At 44.0% G+C, this 16811-nt stretch carries 23 protein-coding genes; 5 read left to right on the plus strand and 18 right to left on the minus strand.

All coding sequences use genetic code 11. The features are described 5' to 3' along the window. Positions 1-68: 68 nt before the first annotated feature. Positions 69-965, minus strand: coding sequence for a 2-dehydropantoate 2-reductase (locus BV11031_RS10400; protein ID WP_010328051.1), 897 nt, complete (start codon positions 963-965; stop codon positions 69-71). Between the two features lie 159 nt (positions 966-1124). Here BV11031_RS10400 and BV11031_RS10405 point away from each other — a divergent pair, with 159 nt between their 5' ends. Next, positions 1125-1607 carry an N-acetyltransferase gene (locus BV11031_RS10405; RefSeq protein WP_010328050.1) on the plus strand — a complete coding sequence of 161 codons (483 nt, stop codon included), beginning with the start codon at positions 1125-1127 and terminating at the stop codon, positions 1605-1607. A 55-nt stretch (positions 1608-1662) separates the two neighbouring features. Here BV11031_RS10405 and gerR read toward each other — a convergent pair whose 3' ends face one another. The 3 genes from gerR to BV11031_RS10420 form a co-directional block, all read right to left on the minus strand. After that, entirely contained in the window at positions 1663-2247 is a 585-nt protein-coding gene (gene gerR / locus BV11031_RS10410) for a sporulation-specific transcriptional regulator GerR (protein ID WP_010328049.1), read from the minus strand. Positions 2248-2392: 145 nt separating this feature from the next. Continuing rightward, positions 2393-2572, minus strand: coding sequence for a 50S ribosomal protein L32 (rpmF, locus tag BV11031_RS10415; RefSeq protein ID WP_003154457.1), 180 nt, complete (start codon positions 2570-2572; stop codon positions 2393-2395). Positions 2573-2593: 21 nt separating this feature from the next. Then, positions 2594-3112 (minus strand): YceD family protein, encoded by a 519-nt coding sequence (locus tag BV11031_RS10420; RefSeq protein ID WP_010328048.1) that lies wholly within the window; start codon positions 3110-3112, stop codon positions 2594-2596. A 27-nt stretch (positions 3113-3139) separates the two neighbouring features. Here BV11031_RS10420 and BV11031_RS10425 point away from each other — a divergent pair, with 27 nt between their 5' ends. Both BV11031_RS10425 and BV11031_RS10430 read left to right on the plus strand, forming a co-directional pair. Continuing rightward, on the plus strand, positions 3140-3295 hold the full coding sequence (locus BV11031_RS10425; RefSeq protein ID WP_052331635.1) for a hypothetical protein: 156 nt from the start codon (positions 3140-3142) through the stop codon (positions 3293-3295). Positions 3296-3321: 26 nt separating this feature from the next. Beyond that, positions 3322-4569, plus strand: a complete 1248-nt coding sequence (locus BV11031_RS10430; RefSeq protein WP_010328047.1) for a nucleotidyltransferase — start codon at positions 3322-3324, stop codon at positions 4567-4569. 17 nt (positions 4570-4586) lie between these two features. Here BV11031_RS10430 and ddcP read toward each other — a convergent pair whose 3' ends face one another. Together ddcP and BV11031_RS10440 are read right to left on the minus strand one after the other, a co-directional pair. Then, positions 4587-5612: a protease DdcP gene (gene ddcP / locus BV11031_RS10435; protein ID WP_010328046.1), complete on the minus strand. Its 1026-nt coding sequence runs from the start codon at positions 5610-5612 to the stop codon at positions 4587-4589. A 1-nt stretch (position 5613) separates the two neighbouring features. Next, positions 5614-6396 (minus strand): patatin-like phospholipase family protein, encoded by a 783-nt coding sequence (locus BV11031_RS10440; RefSeq protein WP_010328045.1) that lies wholly within the window; start codon positions 6394-6396, stop codon positions 5614-5616. 179 nt (positions 6397-6575) lie between these two features. On the opposite strand from BV11031_RS10440, the gene spoVV reads away from it, so the two are divergent. Continuing rightward, the gene (gene spoVV / locus BV11031_RS10445) at positions 6576-7802 is read left to right on the plus strand and encodes a dipicolinic acid transporter SpoVV (RefSeq protein ID WP_010328044.1); all 1227 of its coding nucleotides are present in this window, start codon (positions 6576-6578) and stop codon (positions 7800-7802) included. A gap of 12 nt (positions 7803-7814) precedes the next feature. Here the strand turns inward: spoVV and coaD are convergent, their stop codons facing one another. The 8 genes from coaD to BV11031_RS10485 form a co-directional block, all read right to left on the minus strand. Then, the gene (gene coaD / locus BV11031_RS10450) at positions 7815-8300 is read right to left on the minus strand and encodes a pantetheine-phosphate adenylyltransferase (protein WP_010328043.1); all 486 of its coding nucleotides are present in this window, start codon (positions 8298-8300) and stop codon (positions 7815-7817) included. Positions 8301-8304: 4 nt separating this feature from the next. Then, positions 8305-8859, minus strand: a complete 555-nt coding sequence (gene rsmD / locus BV11031_RS10455) for a 16S rRNA (guanine(966)-N(2))-methyltransferase RsmD (protein ID WP_010328042.1) — start codon at positions 8857-8859, stop codon at positions 8305-8307. A gap of 326 nt (positions 8860-9185) precedes the next feature. Then, positions 9186-9458 carry a YlbG family protein gene (locus BV11031_RS10460; protein ID WP_010328041.1) on the minus strand — a complete coding sequence of 91 codons (273 nt, stop codon included), beginning with the start codon at positions 9456-9458 and terminating at the stop codon, positions 9186-9188. 53 nt (positions 9459-9511) lie between these two features. Then, complete coding sequence (gene ricF, locus BV11031_RS10465; RefSeq protein ID WP_010328040.1) at positions 9512-9961, minus strand: regulatory iron-sulfur-containing complex subunit RicF; 450 nt, start codon at positions 9959-9961, stop codon at positions 9512-9514. Between the two features lie 124 nt (positions 9962-10085). Further along, a complete protein-coding gene (locus BV11031_RS10470; protein WP_010328409.1) occupies positions 10086-10325 on the minus strand; it encodes a YlbE-like family protein in 240 nt (79 codons plus the stop codon). Positions 10326-10340: 15 nt separating this feature from the next. Then, the gene (gene ylbD / locus BV11031_RS10475; RefSeq protein WP_010328410.1) at positions 10341-10739 is read right to left on the minus strand and encodes a YlbD family protein; all 399 of its coding nucleotides are present in this window, start codon (positions 10737-10739) and stop codon (positions 10341-10343) included. A gap of 199 nt (positions 10740-10938) precedes the next feature. Beyond that, positions 10939-11979, minus strand: coding sequence for a CAP domain-containing protein (locus BV11031_RS10480; protein ID WP_010328411.1), 1041 nt, complete (start codon positions 11977-11979; stop codon positions 10939-10941). Between the two features lie 81 nt (positions 11980-12060). After that, a complete protein-coding gene (locus tag BV11031_RS10485) occupies positions 12061-12507 on the minus strand; it encodes a CBS domain-containing protein (RefSeq protein WP_010328412.1) in 447 nt (148 codons plus the stop codon). Positions 12508-12646: 139 nt separating this feature from the next. Here BV11031_RS10485 and BV11031_RS10490 point away from each other — a divergent pair, with 139 nt between their 5' ends. Then, positions 12647-13009: a YugN family protein gene (locus BV11031_RS10490; RefSeq protein ID WP_082022516.1), complete on the plus strand. Its 363-nt coding sequence runs from the start codon at positions 12647-12649 to the stop codon at positions 13007-13009. Positions 13010-13040: 31 nt separating this feature from the next. Here the strand turns inward: BV11031_RS10490 and ctaG are convergent, their stop codons facing one another. The 4 genes from ctaG to ctaD are packed head-to-tail and all read right to left on the minus strand — an operon-like array spanning position 13041 to position 16787. Next, positions 13041-13934, minus strand: coding sequence for a cytochrome c oxidase assembly factor CtaG (gene ctaG / locus BV11031_RS10495; RefSeq protein ID WP_010328414.1), 894 nt, complete (start codon positions 13932-13934; stop codon positions 13041-13043). Positions 13935-13960: 26 nt separating this feature from the next. Then, on the minus strand, positions 13961-14293 hold the full coding sequence (gene ctaF / locus BV11031_RS10500) for a cytochrome c oxidase subunit IVB (RefSeq protein ID WP_010328415.1): 333 nt from the start codon (positions 14291-14293) through the stop codon (positions 13961-13963). Between the two features lie 2 nt (positions 14294-14295). Beyond that, on the minus strand, positions 14296-14919 hold the full coding sequence (gene ctaE, locus BV11031_RS10505) for a cytochrome c oxidase subunit III (protein WP_010328416.1): 624 nt from the start codon (positions 14917-14919) through the stop codon (positions 14296-14298). Next, positions 14919-16787, minus strand: coding sequence for a cytochrome c oxidase subunit I (ctaD, locus tag BV11031_RS10510; protein WP_026014445.1), 1869 nt, complete (start codon positions 16785-16787; stop codon positions 14919-14921). The genes ctaE and ctaD overlap by 1 nt, the downstream gene beginning before the upstream one ends. Between the last annotated feature and the right edge of the window lie 24 nt (positions 16788-16811).

A 16811-nucleotide genomic window follows, 5' to 3' on the forward strand; every position in this document is an offset into this window, starting at 1 on the left:
TCTAGAACTTCCTTTCTCCAATAAATAGTTAGTTATCCGAAATGAGTATAGCATGTTACCGAAAAAGCTCAAAAGACTTTGTTTGTATTTCGCTCCAAAGCTTTAATGCTCCCATATAAAAACTCAAGGTGAACAGCATCAAGGCCTTGAAGGCTTGCTTCCTTCAATAAATATCCGATAATGGCGTCAGCTTCCGTCTGCCGGCCTTCGATAATATCAACCAGCATAGAAGAACGGTTTTCTTTTGTTTGCCCGCAAACGGCCAGAACCCGCTCCCAAGCCTCTTCTTCGTTTTCAAGCCTTAAAATGCGGGATGCCTCCTGAAAAACCAGCTTCATAAAAGCCAGATAAGCGGGGGTTGTCAGCAACTCTCCATTTTTCACCTGCAGTAACGCGGTTAATGGATTGATACAAGCATTTACAATCAGCTTGCCCGTCAGCAAGCGGTACCAATCCGCCTCATAACGAATTGGAAAATCCGAATGATTATGCTGAAACAAAGTGTTAAGTCGATCTGGTTCAGCGTCGTCGAACGTGCTCCATTTTATCGCACCCAAGCCGGTATGTTCAACAACTGTATCTGATTTTCTTACAGCTCCGTGCTCAACGATTCCAACATAAATGGAATGTCCGACGCGCCAGTCTTTCAAATCGTGGATATGCCCCATGCCATTTTGCAAAAACAATATATTCGTTTTCCCGACCCGTTCAAACAACGAAAAAACAGACTGAAGCTGATGCTGCTTCACTGTCACGACAAGAAGATCGAAATCCGAATTCAGACTCGTGTCCGCATTGCAATCAGTGCTGAATTCTTCTCCGCCTCTATCAAGCCGGACCCCTTCCGACTGAATAGCCGCAGCCTGCTCTTCCCGCCTCGTCACAACAGTCACCTCGTGATGAAGTGAAAAATAATAGGCGCATAAAAGACCGACGGAGCCTCCGCCAATAATCCCAATTTTCATGTTGTCACACCCAATTTAACATTTACGTATTATCATAGCAGAAGTACGAAAAAATTACTTCTCAAAGATTCCGTGTGCTTAAAATCAAAATTTAAATATTTGGATTTTTTAAATAAAACGTTTACAATATATGTAGAAACAACAAAGGGGGAGATTGGAATGGTAAAGGTAGAACGTCTGCTCGTCAACTATAAAACGCTTGAAGAATTCAAAAGGTTCAAAGAATATGGCATTCAGGAACTGTCCATGCTTGAAGATCTTCAGGATAATATTATTGAAAATGACAGCACCTCGCCTTTTTACGGGATTTATTTTGGGGATAAACTTGTAGCGCGAATGAGCCTATATCAAGTTAACGGCAAATCGAATCCTTATTTCGACAACCGTCAGGATTATTTGGAGCTGTGGAAGCTTGAGGTTCTTCCGGGCTACCAAAAGAGGGGATATGGAAAAGCGCTGGTTGAATTCGCAAAATCATTCAACATGCCGATACGGACAAATCCGCGAATGAAATCAGCGGAATTTTGGAATAAAATGAATTTTGAAGCTGTTAAATATGATATGGCGCGGGATAAAGGGGAAAACCCGCTCATCTGGCATCCTGATATGGACCAAGAAATGACACCGGGAGAGTCTGCATAGAAATAAAAACAACCGGCCTATACACACTCTATGGCCGGTTCATTTCAGGCGTTCCTTACGTTTCTTGAGCCGCTTTTTTCATTCTTCCGTCTTCTTTTGAAACAACCATTTTTCTGGCCCGATCCATAATATCGATCAGTGCCTTGTAATCCTCTTCTGTCATCTCTAGCTGGTTCCTCAATGTTTGGTTTTCACTCCGTACATCCTCAAGCTCTTTTTGCAGCGATTTGATTTCCTCCTGCAGTTTTTCCCTTTCAAGCTGAAATTCATGCACAGACGGCGTTTCTTTGAATTGTTCAAGAAATTGAATGACATCCTGAATGGACAAATCTCGTTTTCCTTCTGCTGACGGTGCCGCGGCAGTCTGCTTGACGGAATTCGGCATATTGACCGAATGAACGCCGATTTGTTTTCTCAGTTCTTTCCTCTGCTTTTTCGCAAGCTCTATGCCTGATTGGTATTGTTTTCTCACATATGAGTTCCATCTGAACCCGCATGCTGCCGCGGTTCTGGTCAGCGCCCTTCCAACCTCCTCAAAGGCGGATAGCTGTGTTCCTCCCTCTCGAATATGACGAAGCACTACTTCTGCCAGCAGCAAATCCTCATCCTGAGTCCAAGCATCTTGTCTTGTAATGGTCAAATTCAATCTCCCTCCATGTCAGCTTATTTATCTCATACATATGCCGGTAATAGATTAGATAGACTATTTGCACTCACAAATTTTCCGCAAGCTGACAAGGAGAGAAAAAGAAAAAGCGCAGGGCTTTCACCCAGCGCTTTTCTTATTAGTTACTTTTTACATTTATGTCTTTGCCGTTGTATGATCCGCATGCTTTGCATACACGGTGAGACAATTTCATCTCTCCGCATGACGGACATTCTGTCATACCAGGTACATTAAGTTTGAAATGTGTACGGCGCAATCTTTTCTTCATTTTAGAAGTTCTTCTAAAAGGTACAGCCATTATTCCCACCTCCTTAAAGAGTTAAGATTCATCATCTTGTTTTAAGAGCTTTTCTAGGGCTGCAAGTCTTGGATCAACTTGATTCTTCTTGTCTTCCTCCGAAATGACTTGCCAGTCCTTTCCTTCTTGAGGAGCAGCTCCTTTTTCTTGTTCAGATTCACAAAAGATTTGCATAGGGATTTCTAAAAGAATTTCTTCTTTCACGATCGGAGTTAAGTCGATAGCATCGTCCTCAACAATGTGAACGTCATCATCTTCTATATCATCCGTCTGATGAAATATAAACAGTTCTTTTGTTGAAATTTCAAATGGATACGGAACATCAACGAGTGTTCTTGAGCATGGCAAAATCATTTCGCCTGAAATTGTAAAATCAAACGAAACCTGTTTGGATTTGATATCCGCTCTGCCCTTCACCCGAACGGGAGAAATGCGGCGAATGTCAGAATTCACCTTTGTCAGCTCATGTAACTCAACTGTTTCATCAAACTCAAAACTTTGGTTCGGCATTTGATGCAGCTGATAAATCGTCCATTTCATTTGTATCACCTCATGAAAGCAACAAACATGATTATAGCTTTTAAGATTGTTTTTGTCAATATTTTTTCTTTACAGCATAATGCTGCCATTGACGTATCGTTGACAGCGGCATATGCGATGCATACACTTAAAATAAATATAAGGCGTAAGAGTTTTCATCAGCAAATGTACCATACGTTTTGAAACATAGCAAGAAAGGCGGAAAAAATATGAAAGCTGTCGGATTGGTGGTTGAATATAATCCCTTCCATAACGGTCACCTTTATCATGCCCAAACAGCAAAGCGGCAAACCGGATGTGACACGGCTGTTGCTGTCATGAGCGGACATTTTTTACAGCGCGGCGAGCCGGCGGTTGTGTCAAAGTGGGCCCGTACAAAAATGGCTCTGCAAAGCGGAATCGACCTGGTCATTGAGCTGCCCTATCTTTATGCGGTGCAAAAAGCGGAGATTTTTGCGCGCGGCAGTGTTTCCACCCTGAATAAACTTGGGTGCGAGGCGCTTTTTTTCGGAAGCGAAAATGGTGATATTGCGCCGTTTTTAGAAACAGCAAAGCTTATTGATGAGCATAAGGATACGTTTGATCAATGTGTCAAGGAAGAACTTAAAAAGGGGGCCAGTTACCCAGCCGCAGCAGCTATCGCCTTCAGATCCATTTTACATACTGAAAACGCACTTGATTTGTCAAAACCAAACAACATTCTGGGATATCATTATGTCACGTCCATTCTTTCCGGGGGATACTCAATGAAACCTTCTACCACAGCGCGCATTTCCTCGGACTATCATGATGCTGACCTTCCTGAAGGCGAAAACCATATCGCAAGCGCCACAAGCATCAGAAAAGCCATGTTTGAACAGAGTCTTGAAGCCTGCCTTCGTTTTCTTCCTGATACATCTGTAAGTGAATTAGCACATTACCGAAAATCTTTCGGACTGTGGCATACACCTGAAAGCTATTTTTCTTACTTAAAATACAGCCTGTCGATCGTAACAGCACAGGAATTACAGCAAGTATACGAGGTGGAGGAAGGCTTAGAGCACAGAATTCTTCGTTCGATCAGAAAAGCCAGCTCCTACCAGGAATTTATGCAGCTGCTGAAAACGAAACGTTATACGTGGACAAGGCTCCAGCGGATGAACACGCACATTTTAAACAGGGCAAACAAACAGGAGATGCATAATCTGCTTGCCGATAAAGAGGTGCCGTATATTAGGCTTCTTGGCATGACGAAAAAAGGACAGGCTTATTTAGCGGAAAAGAAAAAAGCGCTGTCTGTTCCGCTTGTCAGCAAACTGTCCTCATTCTCCCATCCTGTACTCGATCTGGATATAAAAGCAAGCAAAATCTACAGCCTGGCGATAGAAGAACCGCTGAGAACTGAATTTGACCTGCAGGAATACGGGCATGCACCGATTCGATATGACGAGGATGAACAACGTTTTTTTAATATATAGAAAAGCACCTGAGAATATCAGGTGCTTTTCGCTTTCAGCTTATTCAAATAATCAATCGCGTCCTGAATCTTATCAACAGGCACAATCTTCATATCTGAATCAATATCTTTTGCTGTTTTTACTGCGTTTTTATAATCGGAATTGCTGGCGCCGTTTTGATTTGGCGCGAAGAAAATGTCTTTTCCGGCTTTGTCTGCGGCGACGACTTTTTGATCAATGCCGCCGATCGGGCCTACTGTTCCGTCAACATCAATCGTACCGGTTCCCGCAATATCGTAGCCTTTTGTCTCGTCTGGTTTTGTCAGCTGATTATAGATTTCAAGAGACATCATTAACCCTGCTGACGGGCCGCCAATATTTTCGATTTCAAAATCAATATCAGGCTCCACTTTGACGTTTCTGTCCGTATAGAGCGAAACGCCGATTCCTGCGCGATCCGGCTCATCAGGAAATTGTTTTAATGTAAGGGTGACACGCTTTTCTTTTTCTTCTCTTTCGATTTTCAACCGTACTTTATCTCCCGCGTTTTTGCTGCTGATATAATCAATCAGCTTTTCAGCAGACTGATAGTTTTTGCCGTCTGCACTGATGATTTTATCACCGACTTCTATTTTCCCTTTTGCAGGCATGTTTTCTACAACTGAGCTGGCGTATATGCCGTTAAACGAATAGCTGACTTTTTTTCCTGCCTTTTGATAGGCGGCTATAACCGCGTTTTCTTGCGAGCTCTGCATCATTTGGAGCTGCCTTTTCATATACTCCTTATCTGATTCCCCTTCTTCCTTGATGCTTTCATCAGGAACAATTTCATAATAAGGGTGCATCTTTGCCCACACATATGTAAACGGATTAGCCGGCCCCACTTTGACAGTCATTAACGACAGACTCCCCGTTTCCGGATAGCCTCCCTCCACTTTTATCAGTGAAGCAAGCTCTGTCGCTTCTCCCGGTTTTGTAATATAGTATGGAAGTTTTATAAATGATAAAACGGCAATCAGAATGAGGATGACAAGCATCCAGCTAAAATGTTTTTTACGAAGCAAATTATGAGCCCTCCCAATTCTCTATTTCTTTTCTTATATTGCTGATCATTTGATTTGTCGCCTCCTCGCCTGCCGCTATCATTGCTTCAATATTGGCAAACGAGCTTGAGCTGTATGTTTCAAGAGAAGGGCGAATCATGATATCCGCGGCGATCGTCTGATGCCGCACCAATTCATTTTGCAGTATATCCATACTTTGCATAATCACATCAAAAATATGCCCCGCCGTTTCGGTTTTTCGAACTCTGGAGACATCTGAAGCGATGATAACATCAGCCCCCATGTCTTTGACAACCGAAACCGGAATTCGGTCGACGACCGCGCCGTCCACAAGCAGCCGCCCGTCCAGCTTCTGCGGAATAAAGATACCCGGTATGCTGATGCTGGCCCGCACCGCATCTGACACCGAACCCTTTCGGAACACAATCTTTTCTCCTGTCTGTAAATCACACGCAACAATGCCCAGCGGGATTTGAAGCTCTTCGATCGGTTTTCCGAATGTATAAGCATGCACAAGCTGCCTGACGCGATCGCCTTTTAAAAAACCGAGTCTTGGAACTGTATAATCAGCATAAAGCCGACGTTTAAAGGCTTTAGCGACTTTTTTCATCGTGGCTACGTCATGGCCGGCTGCATAGAAACTGCCTACCAAAGCGCCCATGCTGCTCCCGGCAATCATATCCACTTTAATGTGATGCTTATGTAAACTGGAGAGCACACCGAGATGAGCGAGCCCTCTGGCCCCTCCCGATCCTAACGCCAAGCCGATTTTAGGTTTAGCCAACGCGTTAACCTCCTGCCTGAATTCCCTGTATACCGAATTCTATGGTCTAAACTGAACCCCTATGCTCGTATATTAGTACAAAGATTCAAGAGGACAGGTACTGCTTGGCCGTTTCGTGTCATACATATTTTATCATGATATTCATGTTATTGGGCATTTTTAGCATCGGGGAGGTAAGAATGAACTTGTCGAAGATTCATACACTTTTAATTGCTTCGTTTTTTCTTTTTTTAACAGCGACTGTCATCTCACATCCACAGGCTTCATTCGAAGCCTCTAAAACCGGGCTTTCTATGTGGTGGGAGGTTGTGTTTCCGTCATTGCTGCCATTTTTTATTCTGTCTGAACTCTTAATCGGTTTTGGCATTGTGCGGTTTGTCGGTGTATTGCTTGAACCTTTTATGCGGCCGATCTTCCGGGTGCCGGGTGTCGGCGGCTTCGTTCTTGCAATGGGGATGGCATCAGGAAATCCGGCGGGAGCTAAACTCACTGCCCGTCTTCGGCAGGAAAAACAGATTTCAAGAGTAGAAGCAGAACGGCTTGCGTCGTTTACCAACTCTTCAAATCCGCTCTTTATTTTTGGCGCTGTTGCCGTCGGTTTCTTTCAAAACGCGTCATTGGGCATTTTATTAGCCGCTGCACACTATTTGGGGAATCTGGCTGTCGGTTTAACGATGCGTTCATATGGACGCAAGGAAGAGCAGCACCTCAGAGGAAAAAATACAATACCTTTTCCTTCGATCAAAGATGCCTTGCACGCTCTGCATACCGCCAGACTTGCGGAAAAACGGCCTTTGGGCAAAATTTTAGGCGATGCCGTAACCTCTTCTGTTCAAACCCTTCTTATGGTGGGCGGGTTTATTATTTTGTTTTCTGTCTTTAACAGGCTGTTATCCGTGGTGCAGCTGACTGATATTCTGTCTGTATTCACAAAAGGCGCGCTGACCTTGTTTCAGCTTCCGGCTCAACTGGACATCCCTCTATTATCAGGAATGTTTGAAATCACATTAGGAAGCAAACTTGTCAGCGAGACAGACGTTACTCTTCTGCAAAAAGCCATTATCGTCAGCTTTATTCTCGGGTTTAGCGGCTTTTCCGTTCAAGCTCAGGTGGCAGGTATTTTATCGGAAACCGATATCAGATTTAAACCATTTTTTATCGCGCGTTTGCTGCAGGGCGTGTATGCCGCTGTCTTCGTCATGCTTTTATGGAAGCCTCTATACACGGCATGGAATGATCCGTATCAGAATGTGTTCAAATCCCTTCATAGCGGCGAAATGCCAACAGCACTGATAAACGGCTGGAATCTGCTTGTACAAATTGGACCTGCTGTCACATTATGCGCGCTGTTTACGTACATTATCATTTTTACTTACAGACTGACAAACGGCACAAAAAAAGGATGAGTCCAACCCCCCTCATCCTTGTCTGAATTTTTGCTGAAGCGCCAGCTCTACTTCCGGCGGCACAAATTCTGATACAGAGCCATTGTATTTTGCCACTTCTTTGACGATGCTTGAACTTAAAAACGAATATTGATTGTTTGTCATCATAAAAAACGTCTCAATGGATTCATCAAGCACACGGTTAACAGATGTCCCCTGCATCTCATATTCAAAATCAGACACTGCTCTCAAACCTCTTAAAATCGCTTTCGCATTTTTTCGTTTGGCATAATCAATTAACAGTCCTTGCGACGTTTCAACTGTTATATTCGGAATGTCCTTTGTCACTTCTCTCAGAAGCTCACACCGCTCTTCAACACTAAACAAAGGTTTTTTTGAAGAGTTATTCAATACACACACATACACTTGTTCAAAAATATGCGCCCCGCGTCTGATAATGTCCAGATGCCCGTAGGTCACCGGATCAAAACTGCCGGGACAGACAGCTATACTCGCCACATCACTACCCCCTCTTTTTATAAATCGCTACACCTGTTAGCCCATAGATTTCTTTTCTTGTCATAACAAGATTTCCTACGGTTTCGGGAAGCTCGACCTCTCTGTCATGTTCAGCAACGATAAAGCCGCCGTCTTCCAGCATCTGATATTCATCAATCATCGTTAAAAGCGCTTTCAGCCTTTGTTCCTTATATGGCGGATCAAGAAAAATTCCCCGAAAGCCGGTTTCTCTTTTTGCAGCAGCTTGCAAAGCCCGTTCCGCATCATTGCGGTATACCTGTGCGTGTTTTGTAAGCTCCAGCGATTTTAAGTTTGATTTGACCGTTTGAATTGCTTTAAAATCACGGTCAACGAATATGCAATGCTCAAACCCTCGTGAAAGCGCTTCGATTCCAAGACCTCCACTTCCCGCGAATAAGTCCAGTCCCCTGCCCCCGTCAAAATAAGGGCCGATCATATTGAAAATGGATTCCTTCACTTTATCGGTTGTCGGTCTTGTTGACGTTCCCGGCACAGCCTTTAGTGAACGGCCTTTTTTTGATCCAGAAATTACTCTCATGTTCCACACCACTTTTTCTAAAAGCTATTTTGTTTTCTTATCCGGCCGGACGCCGCTATGTACATAGAAAAAAATCAACCCTATCTTAACATAAAGCATTCTTTCAAACAATGAACGCTAATCTTGATCAAACATGTGTATAGGCAGGTTGATCCTTGTCCATACTATAAGCAACAGCATCTAGAGGATGTTGTTGCCAACCGCGGAGAAGACTTACGTTTCCCCATAAGTTCTTCCTCCGGTTTCTCCTCTCCCTTTGCCTTCTCCTTAACTTGTTAAGGAATAGAAGGACCCCGCAGAAGTCTGCGGGGATTTTTTTTATACTGCTATATGCCGATTTTATAATCGTATTCCTTCGCTTTATCAAGCTTTGACTCAAATTCCAATTTTAAAAACGGTTTATAAGAAGGCTCCACTTTCTTTACAAATGAGTAAGATGCGATCTTTTCCATTGTTTTTTCAATTTGGTTCATATCGCAATATAGGACGACATATTTTAAGCGTTTTGATACATAGTGCACATTTCCGAACTTCCTCAGCATTTTGCTTTGTTTTAGGGAATGCAGATACACAATCATGCCCTGGCGCCTATTCTCCAATACAATCACCTGCCTGATTTCTCTTATATGTAAAGACGAGACGGCCAGTCTCGTCAGGACACTTTACATCCGCAGCTTCCGCCTGAACCGCAGCCGCCTCCGCATGAAGACAAACCGTCAAAATAAGGGTTCCCAGTCGGCACTTTCACATGCTCTGAAACAGCTGTTCCAATCTCGACGCTGACCTCATCAAGAATAGACTGGAGTTCATTTTCAGCTCTCTTAAAGTCAGCCACCTTATTGTTCAGATCCAGCTCCCGCTTGATCTCCCTCATTTTCCGGGATATTTCTCTATAGTCAGGATGATATTTGCCAAAACGCTGTACATCCTCATACTGCTCTTTTATTTTGATAAAAGAACGAATAATCCGCCCTGCCTCTTCATCTTCTTGGAGACGCTTGTAACAATTGCGGTAGTTCTCAGCCGTCTCCGACTGCAGAATCATCTCGGCAAGCTGCTGAGCTTCACTTTGAAGCCGCACGGATTCCATCGTCGCATACATAGCACGCACCTCCAGTTGTTAGTTTACCACGAAACCAGCCAATTGGAAAATGCTTAATCCGCAGCCCGAAAACAATCTGTCTCTCTGCATTTACATCATGAAAAAAGACCCTATTTCGGGCCTTTTAATCTTTTGTCCGCATCGCTTGAAACATTTGCATCATCATTTGCGCCATTTGAATCCCGTTTGTAAATTGATTCACCCTGTGCGGTATGGTTTTTTCATAAAAGTTCATCATCTCAAGCTGAAAGGAGGACAGATCATCCGGTTTCCTCGAAAGCCTGCGGTACCATATCGGCTGTTCTCTGATGAATCGTTTCCGTTGTTCGTTGGCTAGAATAAATTCCTGAACCTCTTTGCGCATACGAGTTCCCCTTTTTTAATCCTTTCGAAATGAAAAAGGATGCTGTCCTGATCCTGGCTGAGATTGGTTCTGGCCGCTCCCGGAAAATGTATGAAGAAGACTTTGCAGTGATGAAATTGACTGGCTCATTTTATTGATTTGTTCGTTCATTTGATTGACATCCATTTTTTTCACCGCTGTCACCATTTTAGAGACAAAATCATTTTTTTCCGATGTTTCCGGCACAGCTTTGGCAGCTTCTTCCGGTTCCCGATATGGATCCCAGATCGGGTCGCCCTCCCCGAAAAGGACCCAATTTTCATAGACGTCCTGCCAGCTTCTTTGTTCTTTACGCACTTCTTTTATCAGCTTGGGATGCTTTTTGACGAATTGTTTAAAGTCGTTGATTGAATGATTGGCATGTTGATTCGCCACAATCCTCACCCCCTCCGAAAATCGATACCTACTACAATGTATCGTTTTGCGAGGCATTGTGTTCGCCTATATTCATTCACAAAATAAATTTTTAGCTTTTCTCGATACACTCGTGAAAAACCCTTATTGAAGGATGCATTCAGATCAACAAGCCTTTGAAATTAGAAAAGCCGCGGAACCATTTGGCCGCGGCTTTTCATTACCATCGCTTAATAAAATTTTGAGTGTAATATTTCCGGTCTACTCCGACACCTAGATGCGTATAATCTGCATTTAGAAGCGCTTTTCGATGGCCTTCACTATTGAGCCAGCCTTCTACAGCGGCCGGACCGTCCACATAATTGTATGCGATATTTTCCCCCGCTTGCTGAAAGTCAACATTCCCTTTTTCTAATCGGTCTTTCAATGTCCCGTATTTTTTAGAAACATGGGAGAAATAGTTATTGTCCTTCATATCCTCGCTATGCCCAAAAGCCACTTCTGCCGTCGGCTGGTCCCACTCAAGCTTCGCAAGCCCATGCTTGACACGTATCACATTCGTCAGATCAAATATTTGCTTTTCACTCGTCGTTTGGATCTTTTTCCACTTATCATCTGAAACAGCTTCTGGTTTCATTAATTCACCGCGGTATACAACCTCATAAGGCCTTTGCTTGACAAAGGTTTGCGCATCAAATGCCCTGATGCTGGATAGCTTCCCCTCAAATTTGTCCATATACAGCTGGACATACATTTTTCCTATCTTTACAGTCGGCCTTGTATTGATATCCTCTTCAGAAAACTCAAAACGATAGGAATTTCCTTTATACTCTACATTCACAAACGGTGCAACCTGAGTCGTCTTGAATACTTCTCCGGTTGATTCGCCAATTTTGAATGGCTTTGCGTTAATATCATTCCCAGCTGCAAATAATGTGACTACTTTATGATTTAATACTCCGATTTGGACATACTGGTCCTTTCCTTGACTGTAAATCCACCAATTGTAGTCATAAGCGGAAGGGTCAATGCGTTCAGGTTCCCCAAGCTTTTTCGTTACTTCTTCGGCGGACTTGCCCATAAAGGACAATAACCCTGATGTCGGCATATGTATTCGTTTGCCGCTTTGCGCTTCCTCATTAGACACCTGAGGTTCACTGTCATTTGATTTTTTTTCAGGAGAAGCTCCATATTGAATAAACAGAACATAAGTTCCGCAGATAATCAAGAGGACAACCATTGCTCTCAATATATTTTTCAATCTATCACCCCCGTGCCATCACGTGTCTTGCCTTACATCTCATTACAATACAGCCTATTTAACATGTCAAAGATTTATGTGTTAATGAAAAAAGCCTTCTCTTCTGTCATCACCCTCGGATATATCCGATAGGGCGGTGCCTGCACGTTCATTCGTTTGCTCAGATAAAGATAGATCACCAAGCGTGACGATTCCAGTCAGCTTTTTGTTTTTTGTAACAGGTATCCTTCTGAGCTGATGTGATGCCATCAAATGAAGAACCTCATCAACTGAAGCATCTTCCTCCACACTGACAGGTTTTTCGGTCATCGCGTCAGTGATTTTTTGCGAGTTCGGTTTTTTTATCGCGATCCCTCTTAACACGAGATCACGGTCGGTCACGATGCCAACAAGTGTTTCTCCATCCTTATCAACTACCGGAACCGCACCTATATTCGCGTCCTTCATCTTCACTGCAGCTTCATATACATTATCTAATACCGTGCAATATTGCAAGTCGGCTGTCATCAGATCTTTTATTTTTGTCATCCGTATAACCTCCTTTAGTCTAGTGCTATTGTCGTCAAAATTTATTTTTTGCATACTTTCAAAGGAAGAAGATCCATTGAAAGTTTAACGCTTTCATACTATGATTGTCAGGAAAGGTAAATTTTATAAGGAGGGGTCAGTGTTGAAGTTTACTGAAAGCGGGCTTGAAGGGGTAAAGGCTGAGCTCAGCTGGCTAGACGACTTGATGGAAAGCAAAGGTCTCATCAGAGCGGGTCAATGGGATTATGAAAGAGTCACCTATGACAGAAAGTTTTCGACGATTGAGGGTACGTTTTACCTGCGGATACCGGGCATTGCGGCTGAGGGCGATGTAGGAAGCGGCCGCGCCGTGATTCAATTAATGTCCCCTCTCTTAGGCAAGCATTACTACCCGCACGGCGTAGAATATGGAGAAACGGAATTGTTCCCTGTACAGGTTGTAACAAAAAGCAAGGCACTGATTCAGGACATAACCGACACGCTAAAAACAGTTCAAATGTAATGAAAAGGTACAGCATCTTCTGCTGTACCTTTTATGATATGGTCTGCTGAATATACGGCGGTTCTTCCTGCCCGTCCTTTTCTCTTTCTTTCTTCACCCATTGGAAAAAAACAATCGCCAAAAAAGTGCCGTATACAATTTCCTGAATGATTTTCATCATGACTGCTCCGAGCTGCTGATCCTCCAACAAAGGGAGTGTATTGAACATCTCTGGTCCTGTTAATGGGATCTGCCCCATCATATCCGCAGGCACACAAAGCTTCATTGCTTCAGCCCACGCAGATGGATCTGTATAGGTGGCATATAACGGCGCACCGCTGAACATGATCAGCGCGCAAGCTGGCGTAAGCAGCATACCGTCCGCCATAATATATCCCAGTTTCATCAAGCCGCTGAGCTGCCGAAGGCGCTCTACCTTATGAACAAGCGGCCACCACATGAAAAACGCCAGCACAAAGATAAGCCAAGTCATTACCGTATGATAAAACGGGTCCGTTTTGACAGTATCAAAAATAAGCGGAACATGATATAAAGAAAAAATGCCGTTAAACAAAAGCAAAGCAATTAAAGGCGTCGTAAAAAATGAAAAAACCTGTTTAATGGCAGGCCTGAAAATGATTTTTTCCCAGAGCCATGCGGGAATTCCCGCAATCAATAATGGCGGGACGACCAAATACAGGACAGCCATTTGCACCATATGAGCGCTGAACATAATGTGTCCGAGCAGATCGACCGGACTCCCCTCCGCTGCATATAAAAACAGCATCGCCGATAGAAAGCACACCATCTCTTTACCTGTTATCCGTTCTGGCTTAGAAAACATTCGCCAGTAAAAATAGAGATAAAGCACCGTAATGCCCAACAGGATACAAAAAAGATAAGGGCTCCACATCGCGCGAAACCCAAACACGTCTAACTGATCCATTATTTCACCTCCGGCGGCTGTTCACATTACCACCATATAATTGTGACAAACGCAAGCACAGTGATGAACGCGACAAACATGCCTGAATACAAAAACAGTGCCGGCGCTTCATGCCCTTTTTGATTCATATGCATGAAATAATAAAGCTGGAAGATGACTTGAATCGCAGCTAGCAGAATAATGAAAGGAATTGTAAACCAGCTGCCGATGCCATCCGTTGCCACAGTCAGAAAGGCCACAATCGTAAGGCCGATCATTAAGCCAAAAGACAGAACCTGATATTTCATCTCCTGAGCGTGCTTCTTTTTCTTAAATTCAAGGCCGCTGTTGATATGCCTTCTGCTTTTTTTACCGACCATGTTTATCCCACCATCCCCATTAAATATACAACGGTAAAGATGAAGACCCACACGACATCAATAAAGTGCCAATAAAGACTTGCAACATAAAACTTAGGCGCCGTATACAGGTTTAGTCCCCTTTTGGCATTGCGGATCATCAGGGTGCTGATCCACATAAGCCCAAATGCCACGTGGGCGCCGTGTGTGCCGACAAGCGTGTAAAACGCGGAACCGAGCGCAGAGCTTGTGATCGTAAAGCCAAACTCATGGGTGTAATGCTTAAATTCATAGATTTCAAGTCCTAAAAATCCCGCCCCCAATAAGAGCGTAATTCCCAGCCAAAGCTGCATTTTTCCGAATGAAAAGTTCTTCATGTGGTACATCGCGTACACACTCGTTAAACTGCTCGTTAATAAGAGCATTGTGGCGATAAACACAAGCGTCACATCAAACATTTCCGTCGTAGGCGGGTCACCGGCGTTTGAATTCCGGAGTGCGAGAAACGTGGCGAAGAGAGACGCGAACAAAACTGTCTCTCCCCCAAGAAAAAGCCAAAAGCCTAAAAATTTATTTTTCCCTTCCAGTGTTACTTTTTCGGGAGAAGCTGGAAAGGTTTCCGCGGTGAATTTTTCTTCAATTTGCATTATGCCTTCACCCCTTTATCATCGTTCGGAAGTTCCTCTTTATGAATATGATAGCCGTGATCATCAATGACTGAGCGAAGCAGCATCGTGATAAATGTGATGCCGAGCCCGATAAAGATCACCGGCAGCCCCCAAGCGTAATCGGTTCTGTACAGCAGCCCGAACGCTGCGACAAAGAGGCCAAAGGAAATGATGAACGGCAGGATTGAGCCGTTTGGCATATGAATATCATCAACCGGTTCAGCCGGCGTCATTGATTTGTGTCCTGCCTGCTTCTCGATCCAAAACGGATCAAGCCCTCTGACAAAAGGAAGCTGTTTAAAATTATATTCAGGCGGCGGTGAAGAAACGGTCCATTCAAGCGTACGTCCGTCCTGCCATGGATCAGCTCCGACATATTCTCCTTTTACCGATGTCCAAATGACATTGACCAGCAGAAGAATAACTGCTGCCGCCATAAAAAACGCCCCGATTGTACTGATCAAGTTGCCTGTTTCAAGACCCTGGTCCGGCAAAAATGTATAAACCCGGCGCGGCATCCCCATTAATCCGACAAAATGCTGAATGAAAAACGTGAGGTGAAAGCCGATAAAAAACAATACAAATGAAATTTTCCCCATCGTCTCATGCAGAATTTTACCGAACATTTTCGGCCACCAAAAATGAACACCGGCTAAAAGGCCGAATACCACTCCGCCAATAATGACATAGTGGAAATGCGCCACCACAAAATACGTATCATGGAACTGATAGTCAGCAGCAGCGGCTGCCAGCATGACTCCCGTCACACCGCCGAGCACGAAGGACGGTATAAATGAGACGGCATACAGCATCGCGGTCGTATACTTTACATTTCCTCCCCAAATCGTCAATAGCCAGTTGAAAATTTTAATCCCGGTCGGAATCGCGATAGCCATTGTGGCAACTGCAAAAATCGCATTTGCAATCGGTCCGAGACCTGTCGTAAACATGTGGTGCACCCAAACCATAAAGCCCAGAAAGCCAATGAGCACGATGGCAAAAACCATTGATGAATACCCAAACAAACGCTTTCTGGCAAACACAGGGATGACCTCTGAAAAAATACCGAATGCAGGCAAAATTAAGATATAAACCTCGGGATGGCCAAAAATCCAAAATAAATGCTCCCAAATGACCGTATTCCCGCCAAGCTCCGGATTAAAGAAGTTGGTGCCGAACAGCCGATCCAGCATCATCAGAGCCAATCCGGCCGTCAGCGGCGGAAAGGCAAACAAAATCAATGCCGAAGCCACAAATGTCGTCCAAGTAAACAAAGGCAGCCTCATGTACGTCATGCCAGGAGCCCTCATGTTAATAATCGTAGCCAAAAAGTTAATCCCTGCTATCAGCGTCCCGAGCCCCGATATTTGCAGTCCGAGGACGAAAAAGTCTATGCCGTGCCCTTCCGAATGAAGCGAAAGTGAAGCGTATGATGTCCAGCCCGCGTCTGGCGCTCCGCCCAAAAACCAGCTTAGATTTAAGAAAATGCCTCCGAAAAAGAAGAGCCAAAAACCAAGCGAGTTTAAAAATGGAAACGAAACGTCCCGAGCCCCAATCTGCAAAGGCACGACCGCATTCATCAAGGCAAATAAAAGCGGCATCGCAGCCAGAAAGATCATCGTTGTCCCGTGCATTGTCATGACTTCATTGTACGCTTGAGCACTGAGAAAAGCATTTTCCGGCTTTGCAAGCTGGATTCTGATAAACATCGCTTCTATTCCCCCGACAAGAAAGAAGAATCCCCCGGCGATTAAGTAAAGAATCGCGATTTTTTTATGGTCCACCGTCGTCAAATAATCCCAAAGTATAGATCCGCGCGTCCGCTTTTCTGTAAGCGCATTCAACATATGTGACCTCCCCCAATATCTCCC

Origin of the sequence: Bacillus vallismortis (genome assembly GCF_004116955.1) — a bacterium.
Taxonomy (GTDB): Bacteria; Bacillota; Bacilli; order Bacillales; family Bacillaceae; genus Bacillus; species Bacillus vallismortis.

What these genes read in the sequence shown, in the direction of transcription:
- ctaF (WP_010328415.1), bottom strand. Translation starts at nt 14,293, where the DNA reads ATGGTCGGTAAAAAAAGCAGAAGGCATATCAACAGCGGCCTTGAATTT.
- rpmF (WP_003154457.1), bottom strand. Translation starts at nt 2,572, where the DNA reads ATGGCTGTACCTTTTAGAAGAACTTCTAAAATGAAGAAAAGATTGCGC.
- ricF (WP_010328040.1), bottom strand. Translation starts at nt 9,961, where the DNA reads ATGTATGCGACGATGGAATCCGTGCGGCTTCAAAGTGAAGCTCAGCAG.
- BV11031_RS10400 (WP_010328051.1), bottom strand. Translation starts at nt 965, where the DNA reads ATGAAAATTGGGATTATTGGCGGAGGCTCCGTCGGTCTTTTATGCGCC.
- rsmD (WP_010328042.1), bottom strand. Translation starts at nt 8,859, where the DNA reads ATGAGAGTAATTTCTGGATCAAAAAAAGGCCGTTCACTAAAGGCTGTG.
- ctaG (WP_010328414.1), bottom strand. Translation starts at nt 13,934, where the DNA reads ATGGATCAGTTAGACGTGTTTGGGTTTCGCGCGATGTGGAGCCCTTAT.
- BV11031_RS10405 (WP_010328050.1), top strand. Translation starts at nt 1,125, where the DNA reads ATGGTAAAGGTAGAACGTCTGCTCGTCAACTATAAAACGCTTGAAGAA.
- BV11031_RS10485 (WP_010328412.1), bottom strand. Translation starts at nt 12,507, where the DNA reads ATGACAAAAATAAAAGATCTGATGACAGCCGACTTGCAATATTGCACG.
- BV11031_RS10425 (WP_052331635.1), top strand. Translation starts at nt 3,140, where the DNA reads ATGATTATAGCTTTTAAGATTGTTTTTGTCAATATTTTTTCTTTACAG.
- spoVV (WP_010328044.1), top strand. Translation starts at nt 6,576, where the DNA reads ATGAACTTGTCGAAGATTCATACACTTTTAATTGCTTCGTTTTTTCTT.
- BV11031_RS10420 (WP_010328048.1), bottom strand. Translation starts at nt 3,112, where the DNA reads ATGAAATGGACGATTTATCAGCTGCATCAAATGCCGAACCAAAGTTTT.
- BV11031_RS10430 (WP_010328047.1), top strand. Translation starts at nt 3,322, where the DNA reads ATGAAAGCTGTCGGATTGGTGGTTGAATATAATCCCTTCCATAACGGT.
- ctaE (WP_010328416.1), bottom strand. Translation starts at nt 14,919, where the DNA reads ATGCAAATTGAAGAAAAATTCACCGCGGAAACCTTTCCAGCTTCTCCC.
- ctaD (WP_026014445.1), bottom strand. Translation starts at nt 16,787, where the DNA reads ATGTTGAATGCGCTTACAGAAAAGCGGACGCGCGGATCTATACTTTGG.
- BV11031_RS10470 (WP_010328409.1), bottom strand. Translation starts at nt 10,325, where the DNA reads ATGCGCAAAGAGGTTCAGGAATTTATTCTAGCCAACGAACAACGGAAA.